The sequence below is a fragment of the Actinospica acidithermotolerans genome (assembly GCF_018139625.1).
Taxonomy (GTDB): domain Bacteria; phylum Actinomycetota; class Actinomycetes; order Streptomycetales; family Catenulisporaceae; genus Actinospica; species Actinospica acidithermotolerans.
Map to the genome: position 1 here is coordinate 1 of NZ_JAGSOH010000083.1, position 15,498 is coordinate 15,498.

The following is a 15,498-nucleotide window of genomic DNA, read 5'->3' on the forward strand; positions in this document are numbered from 1 at the left end:
GAACCAGCGCAAACCGGGGAGCAGCAAAGCTGCGACTCGGAACCCAGGGAACCGCAGGCATGCCGCCACACCCGGGGATAACCGTTGCCAGGCACGCCAGAGGCGAATTCGACGTGACTTGAAGACACCTACTTTGGAAGACGTCGATGTCGATGTTAAAGGCATCCACATTCAGGGTGAGACCTCAGCTGCCAGCACCGCGCGCTCTGCCTACCTCAGTGCCACCGTCAGCCCGCTGCGGCGCTCGGTGAAGGTGACGATCGTGCTGCGGCTGACGCCTTCGCTGTCGGCTACGGTGACCGTGCAGCAGCCTACGTGGGCGCTGACGACGTCTACCTGGGCGACGCCGTAGTGGTTGGTCACCGCGTCGCTGGCGAGGACGGCGGCGCCGTTGTCCGCGCTGAAGGCTATGGGGAGGCCGACGCATGGGGTGTCGTCGGGTCCGCTGACGCGGATCAGGACGCAGTTCGCGCTGAAGCCGTTTGCGGGGGCGTTGTCGTCTATCACGGCGACTGAGTATTTGAGCCCAGAAGTAGTTGCGCTCACGTCGCACCAGGTTTCCACGAAACACCCCTACCCGCTACCCCTTGTGCTGAGGCCGTTGTCCACCGATCGGTGGATGGCGCGGTCCACCGCGGCGGGGCGGGGATGAGGCCTGGTGGTCGATCCGGTGGGGCGTCGTCGGCGGGATGCTCGGGGTATGCCAGTTATCGAAGTCACCAATCTGCATAAGGAGTACGGCCGGGTCACGGCCGTCGACGATGTGTCGTTCAGCGTGGAGCCGGGGGAGATCTTCGGGATTCTCGGTCCTAACGGCGCCGGCAAGACCACGACGGTGGAGTGCATCTCCGGGCTGCGTGCTGCGGACGGCGGCAGCGTGCGGGTGCTCGGGCTCGACCCGGTCGCCGACCGCGACGAGCTGCACCAGACGGTCGGCGTGCAGTTGCAGGAGGCCGGGCTGCCGGACAAGCTGCAGGTCCGCGAGGTCATGCGGCTGTTTGCGTCGTTCTACCGGGATCCGGCGGATATCGACGTGCTGCTGCGGCGGCTCGGGCTCGCCGGGAAGGCGCAGGCGCGCTACAAGAAGCTGTCCGGCGGGCAGAAGCAGCGGCTCGCGATCGCGCTCGCGCTGGTCGGGAACCCACGCGTAGTCATTCTCGACGAGCTGACCACGGGGCTCGATCCGCACGCGCGGCGCGAGACCTGGGGGCTCGTCGAGCAGGTGCGCGACCAGGGGGTCACCGTGCTGCTGGTCACGCACTTCATGGAGGAGGCCGAGCGGCTGTGCGACCGGCTCGCCCTCATCGACCGCGGCCGGGTCGTGGCCGTGGACACGCCCGCCGGCCTGGCCGAGCGGACCGGCGGCGGACAGCGGATGCGCTTCCGGCCGTCCGCGCCGGTCTCGGATGCCGAACTGCTCGCGCTGCCGGAGGTCGAGACCGTCACCCGGCACGGCGCGCAGATCGAGCTCGCGGGCACGTCGCAGCTGGTCCAGGCCGTGACCTCGCTGCTCGCTCGCTCGCAGATCATCGCCGAGGGGCTGCGCGTCGAGCAGACCAGCCTCGACGACGCGTTCGTGTCCTTGACCTCGCACATGGAAACCGCAAAGGAGAACTGATCATGACCGCTATGACTGTGGACACCGCCGCAGCTCCGGCGCGCCTGCGTCGCGGGCTGACGGTGAAGGGCTTCTTCGCTCTGGCCGCCATGCACCTCAAGCTGATGCGGCGGGAGCCGGGGGCGTTCGTGACGATCCTGCTGCCGGTGGTGCTGCTGACCATCTTCGGCAGCATCGCGAGCGCGAAGACGCCGCAGGCGGACCTCGGGGGACGCAGCGTGCTCGACGTATACGTGCCGACGATTGCCGCGATGACGCCGCTGATGGTCGCCTGCACGGTGCTCCCGGGCGCGATGGCCTCGTTCCGTGAACGCAACACGCTGCGACGCTTCCAGGTCAGCCCGGTGCCGCCGGGCGGAATGCTTGCCGCGCTTGTGAGCGTGCTGGCCGCGTTCGCCGCGCTCAGCGTCGTGCTGATCGTGCTTCTCGGCACGCTCGTGTTCGGCGCCAAGCTGCCTCCGAACCTCGGCGCCGTGATCAGCGCGTTCGCGCTCGGGTTCGTGGCGGTCATCGCCGTCGGCATGGTGCCGGCCGCGGTCGCCACCACGAACACGATGGCCAACGGCATCGGGATCCCCTTCATGATCCTGAACTTCTTCTTCGCCGGCCTGTACATCCCGATCGCGCAGATGCCGCACGTCATGCAGACCATCGGCGAGTACGTGCCCTTCGGCGCGGTGATGGACGCCTGGTCCGGTACCGGGGCGTTGTGGCAACACCTTGCGGTACTGGCCGGTTACACTGTGCTCGGGGGACTCGCCTCCGCCAAGCTCTTCCGCTGGGAGTGAGAGCAGTGCCGCCGACGTCGCCGATCGAGGTGCGCGAGCGCCGGATCGACCTGGCCTTCGCGGTCGTCCCGTACGTCGCGCTCGCCGTCTCGCTGATCCTCTCGCTCAGCACCGAGCAGCCGCTGACGGAGCGGTTCGTCGCCTGGTCGGTCGGCCTGTCCGGCCTGGCAGCCGTCTGGTTGCTCACGATGCGGCCGCGGCACGGTGAGCAGAGCGAGCACGTGGCGAAGTCCGTCGTGTTCTACGTCGGGCACTTGGCGCTGATCGGCGCGCTGATCATCGTCAATCCCTTCTTCGCGATCTTCGGCTTCACCGGCTACCTCTTCGTGCAGTACGTGCCCGGCCGCTGGAAGGTGGCCGGCATGGTGGTCAACGCCGGGCTGATGGCGCTGTCCGAGATCGGCGGCGCGGCTCAGCTCACCGGCAGGGGGTGGATCCCGTACATCGGGCTGTTCGCGGCGAACGTCTTCATCGTCGGCGCGATGACCAGGGCCGCGATGGACGAGGATCGGCGCGCCGAGCAGCGCACGCGCACCATCGACGAGCTCTCCGAGGCGAACCAGCGGCTCGAGCAGATGATGGAGGAGAACGCGGGGCTGCACGCGCAGCTCGTCGCGCAGGCCCGGGAGGCAGGAGTCTTCGACGAGCGCCAGCGGATGGCCGGCGAGATCCACGACACGCTCGCGCAGGGCCTGACCGGGATCCTCGCGCAGCTCGAAGCGGCCGAGCTGGCCGACGGCGACGAAGCGCGCCGCCGTCGTCACCTCGGCCTGGCGAAGGATCTCGCCCGCGACAGCCTCGCCGAGGCGCGGCGCTCCGTGCAGGCGCTGCGTCCGCAGAAGCTGGAGGGCGCGCGGCTGCCCGACGCGGTGCGGACGCTCGCTGAGGAGTGGAAGCAGACCTCCGGCGTTCCCGTGCGCGTCGAGGTGGATGGCGAGGCGACGCCGTTGCAGCCCGCGCTGGAGGTCGTCCTGTTCCGCGCCGCGCAGGAGGCGCTCGCCAACATCGCGAAGCACGCGCAGGCCACGCGCGCCGGCATGACGCTGACGTATATGCACGATCAGGTCTCACTCGACGTGCTGGATGATGGCAAGGGCTTCGACGCGGGGCGGACGAACGGCGACGGCTACGGGCTCGCGGCGATGCGCCAGCGGCTCCGGCAGGTCGGCGGCGGCCTGGAGATCGAGAGCACACCCGGCGACGGGACGACTGTGAGCGCGTGCGTCCCGGCGCTGTACCGGGCCGAACCGATGGAGGCACGGGAGTCGTGACGGAGCGGCGGGTCAGGCTGTACCGGGCCGAACCGATGGAGAGAGGGGAGTCGTGACGGAGCGGCGGGTCAGGCTGTACCGGGCCGAACCGATGGAGGCACGGGAGTCGTGACGGAGCGGCGGGTCAGGCTGTACCGGGCCGAACGGATGGAGGAAGGGGAGTCGTGACGGAGCGGCAGGCCAGGCTGTACCGGGCCGAACCGATGGAGGAAGGGCAGCCGTGACGGAGCAGCAGGTCAGGCTGTATCGGGCCGAACCGAAGGAGGAAGGGGAGCCGTGACGGAGCGGCAGATCAGGCCGCTGTGGGCCGAACCGATGGAGGAAGGGGAGTCGTGACGGAGCGGCAGATCAGGCTGCTGATTGTGGACGACCATCCGATCGTGCGCGACGGCCTGCGCGCGGTTTTCGAGAGCGAGCCCGCGTTCGAGGTCGCGGGCGACGCGGCGGACGGCGTCGAGGCGGTGGACCGCGCGGTGGCCCTTGGCGTGGACGTCGTGCTGATGGACCTGCGGATGCCGCGGATGGGCGGCGTCGAGGCGATCCGGGTGCTGCGCGAGAAGGCGCCCGGCATCAGGGTTCTGGTCCTCACGACCTTCGACAGCGACTCGGACGTGCTGCCCGCGGTCGAGGCCGGCGCCACCGGGTACCTGCTCAAGGACGCGCCACGCGACGAACTGCTGCGCGCGGTCCACGCGGCGTACCTCGGCCAGGCCGTGCTCGCGCCGTCGGTCGCGCAGAAGGTGCTCGGCCGCGTCCGCACGCCGGCTGTGCCCGTGGAGCAACTGACGGACCGCGAGCTCAAGGTGCTCGCGTTGGTGGCCTCGGGCACGACCAACCGCGAGGCCGCGAAGCAGCTGTTCATCAGCGAGGCGACGGTCAAGACGCATCTGCTGCACGCCTACGCCAAGCTGGGTGTGCGCGACCGGGCCGCGGCCGTCGCGGAGGCCTACAAGCGCGGCCTGCTCGGCTGATCACCCGCGAGTCGTGCCTCGGCTAAGCTCGACGTGCGGTGCTGCCCCCGACCCGAGACGTGACCCTGGAGCGACCATGGTAGACGTGCTGATCAGCGCGAAAGAGCTGCACGACCGGCTCGCGCGGGAGGCCGGCCGGCCGCTGGTGCTCGACGTGCGCTGGGTGCTCGGCGACCCGCACGGCCACGCGCACTACGTCGAGCGCCGCATCCCCGGCTCGGTCTACGTGGACCTCAACGAGGATCTCGCCGCGCACGCCACCCCGGCCGAGGGGCGCCATCCGCTGCCGAGCCCCGAGAACTTCCAGGCGACGGCGCGACGCTGGGGGCTGCGCAACGGCCAGAGCGTCGTCGTGCTGGACGACAACGGCGGCCAGGCCGCGGCGCGCGCCTGGTGGCTGCTGCGCTGGGCCGGCCACGAGGATGTGCGCCTGCTGGACGGCGGGCTCAGGGCGTGGGTTGAGGCGAATTACGTACTCGACGGTCCGGATGACCCGATCCCGGCGCCGCAGCCGGGCGACGTGGACCTTGGCTCGGGGCACATGCCGACGCTGGACATCGACGAGGCGGCGGCTTTCCCGTCGAACGGCGTGCTGCTGGATGCGCGCGCGGGGGAGCGCTACCGCGGCGAGCAGGAGCCGGTCGATCCGAAGGCGGGCCACATCCCGGGCGCGCTGAGCGCGCCGACGTCGGAGAACCTCCAGGGCAACGGCCGGTTCAAGGACCCGCACGAGCTGCGCGCGCGCTTCGAGGCGCTGGGCGCGGTGGCGGGCAAGCCGGACGCGGTCGCGGCGTACTGCGGCTCCGGGGTGACCGCGGCGCACGAGGTCGCGGCGCTGGCGGTGGCCGGGATCCACGCCGCGCTCTATCCGGGCTCGTGGTCGCAGTGGTCGAACCAGCCGGACCGGCCGGTCGCCACCGGATCCGAGGCGTAGCCCGGCGATGCGCGTCGCCATCCTCGGGACGCTCGAAGTCCGCGCGGCGGACGGGCTCGTCGAGATCCCCGGCCGCCGGCTTCGCGCTCTGCTGATCCGCCTCGCGCTCGACCCCGGCCGCGTCGTCTCGGCCGAGCGGCTGATCGACGACCTCTGGCAGGACGAACCGCCGAACGCCGCGCACAACGCGCTGCAGGCACTGGTCTCCCGACTGCGCGCGCTCGTCGGCCGCGCGACGATCGAGCAGGGCGGCGGCGGTTACCGGCTCAACGTGCGCCCCGAGGACGTCGACCTCGTCCGCTTCGAGAATTACGTCCGCCACGGTCGCGCGTGCCTGGAGTCCGGCGACGCCGCCTCCGCCGCGCAGAGCCTGCGCGATGCGCTCGCGCTCTGGCGCGGTACGCCGCTCTCCGACGTCGAGGGAATGCCGTTCGCCGAGCCGGAGACCGCCGCGCTCGACGAGCAGCGTGTCGCAGCCGTCGAATACCTCGTGGACGCGCTGCTCGCGCAACCGGCCCCCGCGGCCGACCTGCTGCCCGAGCTCGAGCAACTGCGCATCGCCTTCCCGTTCCGCGAGGGCCTGCACGCGCGCTATATGAAGGTGCTCTACGCGCTCGGCCGCCAAGCCGAAGCCCTGGCCGCGTACGAGGAGCTGCGCGCCACGTTGGCCGGCCGGCTCGGCGTCGACCCGTCGCCGGAGCTGACGAAGCTGCATCTCGCGATGCTCCGTCAGGAGCCTGCGGCCGCCCCCGTCGCGCCCATCGTGCCAATTCCGCTGCGCCAGGTCGCCCCGCGTCGCGGAAACCTGCCCGCGCAGCTCACCAGCTTCATCGGCCGCGAATCCGAGCTCGAACTCGTCAGCGAGCTGCTGTGCAACGCCCGCCTCGTCACGCTCAACGGCCCGGGCGGTGCCGGAAAGACGCGGCTCGCGCAGGAATGCGGTGCACGCCTCAGCGAGCTAGCTCCGGACGGAGTGTGGTTCGCGCCGCTCGCAGCGGTGGCAGACGGAGCGCACGTGGCGCAGGCGGTGCTCACGGCGCTCGGCGGCGAGAACACGCTCACCCTCGCCGAGATCGCGATCGAGGGCGTCGATACGGTGGACCCGCGCGAGCGCCTGCATTCGCTGGTCGCCGAGCGCAGGATGATCCTGATCCTGGACAACTGCGAGCACGTGCTCGACGCGGTGGCAGACCTCGTCGACAAGCTGCTCGCGGCCGCGCCGGGAGTCAGGGTACTGGCGACGAGCCGCGAACCGCTCGCGCTGACCGGCGAGACGCTCTGCCCGGTCGCCTCGCTCGCACTCCCGCCGGAGGCCGCGACTGACTTAACGGTCGAGGCGCCGCCGGCCGAATCCGCCGCCGAGTACGCGGCGGTCCGGCTGTTCGTCGAGCGCGCGGGCTCGGTGCGCCCCGGCTTCCAGCTCACGGCCGCGAACGCCGAGCCCGTCGTCCGCATCTGCCGCGCCCTCGACGGCATCCCGCTCGCCATCGAACTCGCCGCCGCGCGGCTGCGCTCGCTTACGGCACAGCAGGTCGCGGACCGGCTCGACGACCGCTTCCGGCTGCTGTCCAGCGGCAGCCGAACCGCGCTGCCGCGGCACCAGACGCTGCGCGCGATCGTCGACTGGAGCTGGGACCTGCTCACGCCCGGGGAGCGCACGGTCCTCGCGCGGCTGTCCGCCTTCGCGGGCGGCGCGATGCCCGAGGCCGCGACGCACGTATGCGGCACCGAGCCCGACGAGGTGATCGACGTGATCGCCTCCCTCGTCGACAAGTCGCTGGTCGTGGCCCAGGAGGACGACGCGGGCGAGGTGCGCTACCGCCTGCTCGAAACGGTCCGTGCCTACGCTGCCGACCGTCTGGAGGAGTCCGGCGAACGCGCCCGCGTCCAAGATGCGCACGCCGCGCACTTCGCCGCGCTCGCCGAGCGTGCCGAGCCGGAGTTGCGGACTGCGGACCAGCTGCGCTGGATCACCCGGATCACGCTCGAACACGACAACTTCAGCGCCGCGCTGCGGCATTGCGTGGCCGGCGAAGACGTCGTGACCGCGCTGCGCATCTTCCATGGACTGCTCTGGTTCTGGATGATGCGCAACTTCGAGAAGGAAGCCACCGAGTGGGCTGAGGAGATCGGCGCGCTGGTCGAGCGCTCGACCCCCGAGATCCCCGCCGAGCTCACCGAGGCGCAGCTGCTCTGCACGCTGATGCGGAAGATCGTGCGCGCGACGCAGAAGAACGCCGACGACGCCGAAGCCGTCGGCAAGGTCCTGCTCGAGGGCCTGCCCGAGGACACCTCCGGCTTCCGCCACCCCCTGCTCGCCCTCGCCCGGCCCGTCGCCAGCGTGCTCATCACCCGCGGCGCGGACGCGGCCCGCACGCGCGGCCGCCTCGAAGCCCTCGCCGGCCATCCCGATCCCTGGGTGCGCGCAGCCCGGTACTCGTTCGCCGCGCTGCTCGAACTCAACGACGCGAACCCCGAGGCCGCCGAGCAACTGCTGCTCACCGGCTACGCGCGCTTCCGCGAAATCGGCGAGCGGCAGGGGCTGATGTTCACGCTCGTCGTCCTCACCGAGTTCGCGCTGGCCAAGGGCCGGTTCCGGGACGCCGTGGACTACGCGGAGGAGGCGCACGCCCACGCGACCGACGGGATGACCCGGGAGTCGGGCTCGATGCTGCTGATCAGGGTCGGCCTCGCGCGCAGCCACGCCGGGGAGATGGAGCAGGGCCGCCGGACGATGGAGCGGGCGGTCGCCACCGCCGAGCGCTGCGGCGAGTTCTCCGACGCGGCGACCGGGCACGCCGAGCTCGCCGCCCTCGCGTTCCGGGCCGGCGACCGGGCCGAGGCGCGCCGCCGACTGAGCAGCGCGACCGAGCTGATCGAGGCGCACTCCGAGCGCCGCGACGTGAGCATGGCCCGCTCGAACACCCTGGCCCGCCGCGGCTACCTGGCCATCCTGGACGGCGACTTCGACATCGCCAGGGACTGCTTCCGGCGGGCCGTGGACGTAGTGTGGGATGGTCCGTTCCTGAGCTTCATGTCCGGGCTCGACGAGGTGCTGCGCGGTCTGGCCGCCCTCGCCGCCGCGGAGTGCGACCACGTCCGCGCGGCGGAGCTGCTGGGCGCGGCCTTCGCGGTGACCGGCATGGAGAACCAGGCCTCCTACGCCGATCCGCACACCCGCGCAGCCGCCCTCGCCGCCCTCGGCCAGGACGCCTTCGACGCCGCGTTCGCGCGCGGCCGCCGCCTGCCCAAGGCGGACGTGCTCGCCCTCGCACCGTAGCCGCCCGAACGGCACCCGAACGGCGGGCGCGGGTGGCGGAATGCGAGCCGATCGTTTAATGTTCAACTATCCGAGCGGACGCGAGACGCCCCGCTCGGACGGAATCCGAAGGAGGACGAGATGCCCGCCGTGACCACCGACAGGCTGCTGGAACTGCCGCGCGTCCCCGTGCCCGACCCGCAGGTCGCCACGCCGCGCAAGGTGCGCTCGATCACGAGCGCGCCGCAGGGTTTCGAGGGCGAGGGATTCCCCGTCTACCGGGCCTTCGCGGGCGTGTCCAAGCAGACCCTCGACCCCTTCATCCACATGGACCAGATGGGCGAGGTCGAGTACGCCGCGGGTGAGCCGAAGGGCACCCCGTGGCACCCGCACCGCGGGTTCGAGACCGTGACCTACATCATCGACGGCACCTTCGTGCACCAGGACTCGCACGGCGGCGGCGGTGTGATCACCGACGGCGACACGCAGTGGATGACCGCGGGCAGCGGGCTGCTGCACATCGAGACCCCGCCGGAGTCCCTCGTGATGTCGGGCGGCCTGTTCCACGGCATCCAGCTGTGGGTGAACCTGCCCGCGGCCAACAAGTGGAACCCGCCGCACTACCAGAGCATCGAGGGCCCGCAAGCCACGCTGTTGACCACGCCGGATGGCGGCGCGCTGATCCGCGTGGTGGCTGGCGACGTCGGCGAGCACCGCGGCCCGGGCTCCACGTTCACGCCGATCACGATGCTGCACGCCACGCTCAGCCCCGGCGCCTCGATGACGCTGCCGTGGAACCCGGCGTACAACGCGCTGGCCTACTCGCTCTCCGGCCGCGGCACGGTCGGCGCCGACTCCCGGCCGTTCGACGCGCACCATCTGACGGTCTTCGGCGCCGGCGACACGATCACCATCGCCGCCACCGACCGTCCGGACAGCCGGACGCCGAACTTCGACGTCCTGCTGCTCGGCGGCCAGCCGATCCGCGAGCCGGTCTTCGCCTACGGTCCCTTCGTGATGAACACGCAGGCCGAGGTCGTCCAGGCGTTCGAGGACTACAAGAAGGGCAAGCTGGGCGTCATCCCGGCCGACCCGATCCCGCACATCGGCGCTTGATCCGACTAAGGACAGCGGTCGATCAAGGGCAGCGGTCGATTGGGCGCAGCGTTCGATCAAGGGCAGCGGTACAGCGGGGCCGTCTCTTCGGGGACGGCCCCGTACGCCGTTCCAGGCACCAGCGCGCAGTGCGCGGCGACGTCGGCCGCGATCTTCGTGACGTCCGTCTGCTGCACCTTGACCGCTTTCGCCGACGCGCTGCGCACCTGCGGCATGTGCATGCCGGATCCGGTCAGCAGCACGTAGTGCAGCTTGCCGGACCTGAGCAGGCTGTCGAACTGCTGCGGCTGCGGGAAGTCCGCGTCGCCGGAGAAGCCCCCTATCGGCAGCACCGATGCCTCTTCGCTCAGGATGTAGGGCGACGCAACCGACCACGACTCCGTCGCCACCAGATAGCGCGATCCGTCGCGGTGATCGGTGAGGTACGTGAGCAGCCGGCTCTGCGCGGCGCTGAGTCTGCTCGGCGGATCGAACGGGTTGAAGGCGACGGCCTTGGCGGAGGCGGCCTGGCGGGTGCGGGGAACCGTGGTGTCGGGCAAGGCCCTGGCGAAGTGCGTGAACATGCCGCCGGTGTAGCCGCCCGCGTTCGCGTTGCCGGAGCTTCCAGCGTAGTTCGAGTCGAAGACCGAGAGCGACCAGAGCGCCGGGACCGCGAGCATCGTCGCGCAGCAGGCGGCGGCAGCCCACGCGGTCCGTCGTACGGCGATCGCGACCACGACAATCGCCGCGATCGCGAGCGGCAGCGCGATGCCGGGGACGAACGCGGGGAAATCGGCGCTCAGCCGCACCGCCCAGGCGAGGGTGACGGCGGTCAGGACGGGGAGCGCGAGGCGGTCCAGCCTGGTCTGCGCGTTGCGGTACATGGCGACGGTGCGGGTGAGCGCGTACGCGGAGAGCGCGGCCAGGGGAGGGGCGAGCGCTACGACGTATGTCGAATGCGGGACGCTGCCCGCCGAGAGCGCGAGGCCGGTCATCAGAAGCCAGATGGTCCACATGAGCGCGCTGCCGCGCACCGGGTCGGTGCGCGGGCGGTCGCGGCGCAGCAGCAGCGCGAGGACGATTCCTGCCGCCGCCACCGGGTAGAGCCAGCCGACCTGCGAGGCGAAATCGTGCTCGAAGAGCTTGAACCAGCCGCTTTCGGCGCCGCCGCCGAAGCGCCCGCCCTGCATCGAAGCCACACTGCCGGTGCCGGCAGCCGAGATGCCCACCGAGCCGAAGCGGGCCAGGCCGTTGTAGCCGAAGACCATCGCGATCGCGCTGTTGTTCGTCGAGCCGTCGATGTACGGGCGGTCCGCGGCCGGGGTCAGGGTCGCGACGATCACCCAGGACAGCGACACGGCGACGCAGACCGCGCCCGCCGCGAGCGTGTGCCACAGCCGGGTGGCCCGGCGCGGGGGAGCGGCGACGAGGTAGGCGATGGCCAAGGCCGGAAGGACGGCCCAGGCCTGCATCATCTTGGCCTGGAACCCGAGGCCGACGAAGACGCCGCACAGCATGAGCCAGCGCAGCCGTCCGCTCAGCACCGCGCGTTGCCACGCGGCCGCGGCCAGCACCAGTGCGCAGGTGAGCGCCGCGTCCTCCAGCGCCTTGCCGAACAGCGACGCCGCCACCGGCGTCAGCGCGAAGATCCCGGCCGCGAGCAGGCCGCCGGCCGGCCCAATCCAGCGGCGCACGGCCGAGTTCAGCGCCAGCACGGTCACGATGCCCTCGATCACCTGGGGCAGCACCAGCGACCAGGGATGGAAGCCGAAGATCTGCGCGCTGACCGCCTGCGGCCACAGGAAGCCCGGGATCTTGTCGATGGTGATCGACGCGTCCGGGTCCAGCGCGCCGAACAGAAAGGCCCGCCAGCCCGTCGTCATCGAGCGCACGGCCACGGCGTAGAAGCCGTGGTAGCCCGCGTGCGCCGCCTCCCAGCCATACATGGTCGCGGCGAGCAGCACGACGCCGGCCAACAGCAGCCGTTCTCGTCTCGTGCGCGGCACGGTGCGCGCGTGGTCCACTCCGATCACCCCTCACTACTCGCTGCGATCAGATCGATGCAAAGAGTAGCGGATCACTGTGAGGGTGTGTCAGTTCTGAACCGGGAGACTCAGCCGGCCGAGTGCTCCATCAGCAGCCGGCCGAGCAGGCCGCCGCCGAAGAGCACGAAGCCGATGCCGATCAGCCACGAGGTGAGCACCACGACCGTGCCGATCGCGCCGTAGGCCGCGGCGCTGGAGACGACCAGCGGGGAGAAGACCACCGCGGAGAACAGCCGCAGGCCGACCAGCCCGGCGGCCGTCAGCATCGCGCCGGGCAGCAGCTGCATCCAGCCCATCCGGCCGGCCAGCAGGAACCTGGCGGTCCACCAGAAGAAGCCGGTCGAGCCCGCCGTCGCCACCACCGTCTGCACCAGGGTGCGCAGCAGCGAGTCGCGCGGCAGCAGGCTGGTGTCCGCCGCGACGAACAGGAAGCCGATCAGCGCGGCCAGCCAGACCACCCGCCGCCACACGCTCATCAGCCGGGCCGGCGGCAGCATCCAGATCCGCTCGAAGCCCACCTGCACGGCCGAGACGAAGGACAACCCGAACGCCGCAAGCCCGGCCAGGCCGAGCGCGGTCGTCGCGGACAGCGCGCGGGCCGGCGAGCCGAAGACCGGCCCGAGTTCCTTCGCCGCCGTCGCGGACAGGCCGATCGCCGCCGCCAGCCAGGACGGGAACTGCCGGCCGCCCACCGGATCGGCCGCGGAGACCACCAGCAGCAGCGGGATCAGCGTCACCAGGCCGAGCGCCGCGAAGCCCAGCGCGCGGTGCATCAGCTCCAGCTCCTGGCTCTCCCGCCAGGCGCGGTGCAGGAAGCCGCGCATTCCCCCGACGTGCGCCGGCTCGCTCGGCGGCTCGGTCGTCATGCGCACCCCCCGCTGCCCTGGGATCCTCGAGGTCGGCCGTCTCGAGGACCCGGGAGTGAGCACGGACACTGAAACTCCTCGATGATCACCACGGGTCGGCTCCGTGCCACCGACTGTAGCGTCTTTGCGCACGCCACGCCGACCCGGGTCGCGCCCGGGCCGCGCCCGCCCTGCGCGCTGGTGGGCAACCGCTCTCGGCGTCTAGGGTGGAATGAACCGATCGGAGTCGGAGGACCAAGATGGCCACGCTCGAACTGACCGTACAGAACTTCGAGGAGCACACCGACCGCGAGGGGATCACCCTCGTCGATTTCTGGGCCTCCTGGTGCGGGCCGTGCCGCCAGTTCGCCCCGATCTTCGAGCGGGTCGCGGAGAAGAACCCGGACGTCGTGTTCGGCAAGGTGGACACCGAGGCCAACCCGGACCTCGCCGCCACCTTCAACGTCTCGGCCATCCCGACGCTGATGGTCATCCGCGACCGGGTCGTGCTCTACGCGCAGCCGGGCGCGCTGCCCGAGGCCGCGCTCGAGGACCTGCTGCAGCAGGCCCGCACGCTCGACATGGACAAGGTGCGGCGCGAGGCCGGCATCGAGGAGGGCCAGGACCAGGAGCAGAGCCAGGCCTGAAACGCCGTCAGGAGCCGATCTCGGCGTCGGCGTCCGCGATCCCGTGCTCGCGCAGCGGGCCGGCCTTCCAGCCCTGCTCGGCACAGTGCTCAAGCAGCAGCGGGAGCGCGCCGAGCGTCGAGCGCCAGGACTCCGGCTTCGAGGTGCAGTCGGAGTCGTGCAGCAGGATCGTGCCGCCGCCGCGCAGGTCGCGCGCGACGGTGTGGAACACCGATTCCGGCGTCGCGGTCGCGGTCCAGTCGCGGCCCCAGGCGCTCCACAGCACCGGCCGCAGGCCCAGCTTCCGGCAGGCCGAGAAGGTCGCGGCGGTGGCCACGCCGTAGGGCGGCCGGTACCAGTACGGCGCCCGGCCGGTCGCGCTGGCCACCTCGTCCCGGCCCTGGCGCAGGTCGCGCAGGGTCTGCGCGGGGGTGAGCGCGATGTGCGCGCGGTGCCCCCAGCCGTGCAGCGCCACCTCGTGGCCCGCGTCGGAGATCCGCCGGGCCAGCGCGGGCGCGCGCTGCACCATCCGGCCGAGCAGGAAGAACGTCGCGCGCACGCCGGCCTCGTCGAGGGCGTCCAGGAACCGCGGCGTGGAGGCCGGGTCGGGCCCGTCGTCGAAGGTCAGCGCCACGTGCCCGGGCCGGCCGAGGCCGGTCAGCCGCGGGAAGACGGCGGCGCGCACCGGCCCGAGACTGGTCACCATCGGCGCCGCCTGCGCGAACGCGCCGAGCGCGGCCAACCCGGCCATCCGCTTGGTCAAGCCGGCGACGTCGCTCATGCCACTTCCCGCGTCTCGTAGTCGAACTCGTCCTGCTCGCCGGCGTCCCGCCCGGCCGTGCCGAAGCGCACGCCGCGCAGCCTGCGCTCCCAGCGGCGGTTGCGCCGGTCCCGCTGCTTCGGGATCCGGCCGATCGAGGCGGCGCCCTGCTGCGGCGCCATGCCCAGGATCACCGCGACCGGGTCGGCCGCGAAGTCCGGCACCACCTGCCAGGGCAGCTCCCGCAGCGCCTTCTCCAGGGTGACACGCAGATCGGCCGCGTCGCGCACCCAGGGAGCCGTTCCGGCCTCGTCCAGGGCCTGCGCGTTCGTCTCGCCGTGCCCGGGCAGCGTGCGGTAGGTCACGACCGGCAGGCGGCACGCGCGCGCCTCGTACACGGTCATCCCGCCCGCGTTCTGGACCAGCACGTCGCACGCGTGCATCAGGCCGGGCATGTCGTCCACCCAGCCGTACACGTGCTCGACGCCCTGTTCGAGCAGCCGCTTGCGGAGGTCGTCGTTCTGGCCGCACACGACCACGCACTGGGCGAGGCCGGTCGCCTTGATGTCGCGGACGGTCTGATCGAACTCGCCGATGCCCCAGGAGCCGCCGACCAGCAGAGCGAGTTTGCCCTCGGCCGGCAGGCCGAACTTGGCGCGCGCCCGGGCGCGTGAGGCCTCCGTGCTCGGATAGAAACGCGGATCCACGGCAGGGTCCACAGTCACCACCTGCGCGGCGCCGAGAGCCCGTGCCTGGGCCGCGGCGACGTCGTGCACCGCTGTATGTCCGTCCACGCCCTCGGCCACCCACAGCCGGTGCACGGAGTAGTCGGTCAGGTATGTCACGACCGGGACGTGCAGCCGTCCATGCGCGCGCAGACGTCCGAGGACCTGGCTCGCCAGCGGGTACGTGGAGACCACGACCCGCGCGTCCGTGCCGATCGCGTCGAGCATGCGGCGCGTGGAGAGTGCGGAGAAGAAGGAGACCTGCAGCGACAGGCCGCGCGAGCGGTCCAGCGCCCCGTAGAGCATCTGGTAGCTCCACGGCGCCGCGACCAGCATGTTGTGGTACGAGTCGCACATCATCCGGCCGACCGCGCCCGGCAGTTGGTCCAGGAAGTCGTACCGGTCCACCTGCAGACCGGCGCCCGCGAGGCGGCGCGAGATCTCGTTCGCCGCGGCGTCGTGGCCGGCGCCGACCCGGGCCGAGAAGACCACCGCCCTGCCCTGGTGCGGCGCCTGCGCCGTTCGGGCGGGTCGGCGTATTCGTCCTCCGGCCACCGGGTT

13 protein-coding genes are annotated in these 15,498 nt (G+C 71.6%); 8 read left to right on the forward strand and 5 right to left on the reverse strand.

The features are described 5' to 3' along the window. Nucleotides 1–210: 210 nt before the first annotated feature. Nucleotides 211–507 (reverse strand): Ig-like domain-containing protein, encoded by a 297-nt coding sequence (locus tag KDK95_RS23775; RefSeq protein WP_212520484.1) that lies wholly within the window; start codon nucleotides 505–507, stop codon nucleotides 211–213. Nucleotides 508–700: 193 nt separating this feature from the next. On the opposite strand from KDK95_RS23775, the gene KDK95_RS23780 reads away from it, so the two are divergent. The 7 genes from KDK95_RS23780 (at nucleotide 701) to KDK95_RS23810 (ending at nucleotide 9,957) form a co-directional block, all read left to right on the forward strand. Then, nucleotides 701–1,618, forward strand: a complete 918-nt coding sequence (locus KDK95_RS23780) for an ABC transporter ATP-binding protein (protein ID WP_212520485.1) — start codon at nucleotides 701–703, stop codon at nucleotides 1,616–1,618. Nucleotides 1,619–1,620: 2 nt separating this feature from the next. Continuing rightward, nucleotides 1,621–2,406: an ABC transporter permease gene (locus tag KDK95_RS23785; protein ID WP_212520486.1), complete on the forward strand. Its 786-nt coding sequence runs from the start codon at nucleotides 1,621–1,623 to the stop codon at nucleotides 2,404–2,406. A gap of 5 nt (nucleotides 2,407–2,411) precedes the next feature. Next, nucleotides 2,412–3,677 (forward strand): sensor histidine kinase, encoded by a 1,266-nt coding sequence (locus tag KDK95_RS37820; RefSeq protein WP_212520487.1) that lies wholly within the window; start codon nucleotides 2,412–2,414, stop codon nucleotides 3,675–3,677. Between the two features lie 332 nt (nucleotides 3,678–4,009). After that, on the forward strand, nucleotides 4,010–4,648 hold the full coding sequence (locus KDK95_RS23795; RefSeq protein ID WP_212520488.1) for a response regulator: 639 nt from the start codon (nucleotides 4,010–4,012) through the stop codon (nucleotides 4,646–4,648). A 76-nt stretch (nucleotides 4,649–4,724) separates the two neighbouring features. Next, entirely contained in the window at nucleotides 4,725–5,582 is an 858-nt protein-coding gene (locus tag KDK95_RS23800) for a sulfurtransferase (RefSeq protein WP_212520489.1), read from the forward strand. 7 nt (nucleotides 5,583–5,589) lie between these two features. After that, nucleotides 5,590–8,862, forward strand: a complete 3,273-nt coding sequence (locus KDK95_RS23805; RefSeq protein ID WP_212520490.1) for an AfsR/SARP family transcriptional regulator — start codon at nucleotides 5,590–5,592, stop codon at nucleotides 8,860–8,862. A 120-nt stretch (nucleotides 8,863–8,982) separates the two neighbouring features. Then, nucleotides 8,983–9,957, forward strand: coding sequence for a pirin family protein (locus KDK95_RS23810; RefSeq protein ID WP_212520491.1), 975 nt, complete (start codon nucleotides 8,983–8,985; stop codon nucleotides 9,955–9,957). 56 nt (nucleotides 9,958–10,013) lie between these two features. Here the strand turns inward: KDK95_RS23810 and KDK95_RS23815 are convergent, their stop codons facing one another. Next, the gene (locus KDK95_RS23815) at nucleotides 10,014–11,969 is read right to left on the reverse strand and encodes an ArnT family glycosyltransferase (RefSeq protein ID WP_212520492.1); all 1,956 of its coding nucleotides are present in this window, start codon (nucleotides 11,967–11,969) and stop codon (nucleotides 10,014–10,016) included. Nucleotides 11,970–12,049: 80 nt separating this feature from the next. Beyond that, nucleotides 12,050–12,847 carry a YhjD/YihY/BrkB family envelope integrity protein gene (locus KDK95_RS23820; protein WP_212520493.1) on the reverse strand — a complete coding sequence of 266 codons (798 nt, stop codon included), beginning with the start codon at nucleotides 12,845–12,847 and terminating at the stop codon, nucleotides 12,050–12,052. A gap of 239 nt (nucleotides 12,848–13,086) precedes the next feature. On the opposite strand from KDK95_RS23820, the gene trxA reads away from it, so the two are divergent. Then, a complete protein-coding gene (gene trxA / locus KDK95_RS23825; RefSeq protein WP_212520494.1) occupies nucleotides 13,087–13,473 on the forward strand; it encodes a thioredoxin in 387 nt (128 codons plus the stop codon). 7 nt (nucleotides 13,474–13,480) lie between these two features. Here trxA and KDK95_RS23830 read toward each other — a convergent pair whose 3' ends face one another. Further along, nucleotides 13,481–14,233 (reverse strand): polysaccharide deacetylase family protein, encoded by a 753-nt coding sequence (locus KDK95_RS23830; protein WP_249161786.1) that lies wholly within the window; start codon nucleotides 14,231–14,233, stop codon nucleotides 13,481–13,483. Beyond that, the gene (locus KDK95_RS37825; protein WP_212520495.1) at nucleotides 14,230–15,492 is read right to left on the reverse strand and encodes an MGDG synthase family glycosyltransferase; all 1,263 of its coding nucleotides are present in this window, start codon (nucleotides 15,490–15,492) and stop codon (nucleotides 14,230–14,232) included. Before KDK95_RS37825 ends, KDK95_RS23830 begins: the two co-directional genes overlap by 4 nt. Between the last annotated feature and the right edge of the window lie 6 nt (nucleotides 15,493–15,498).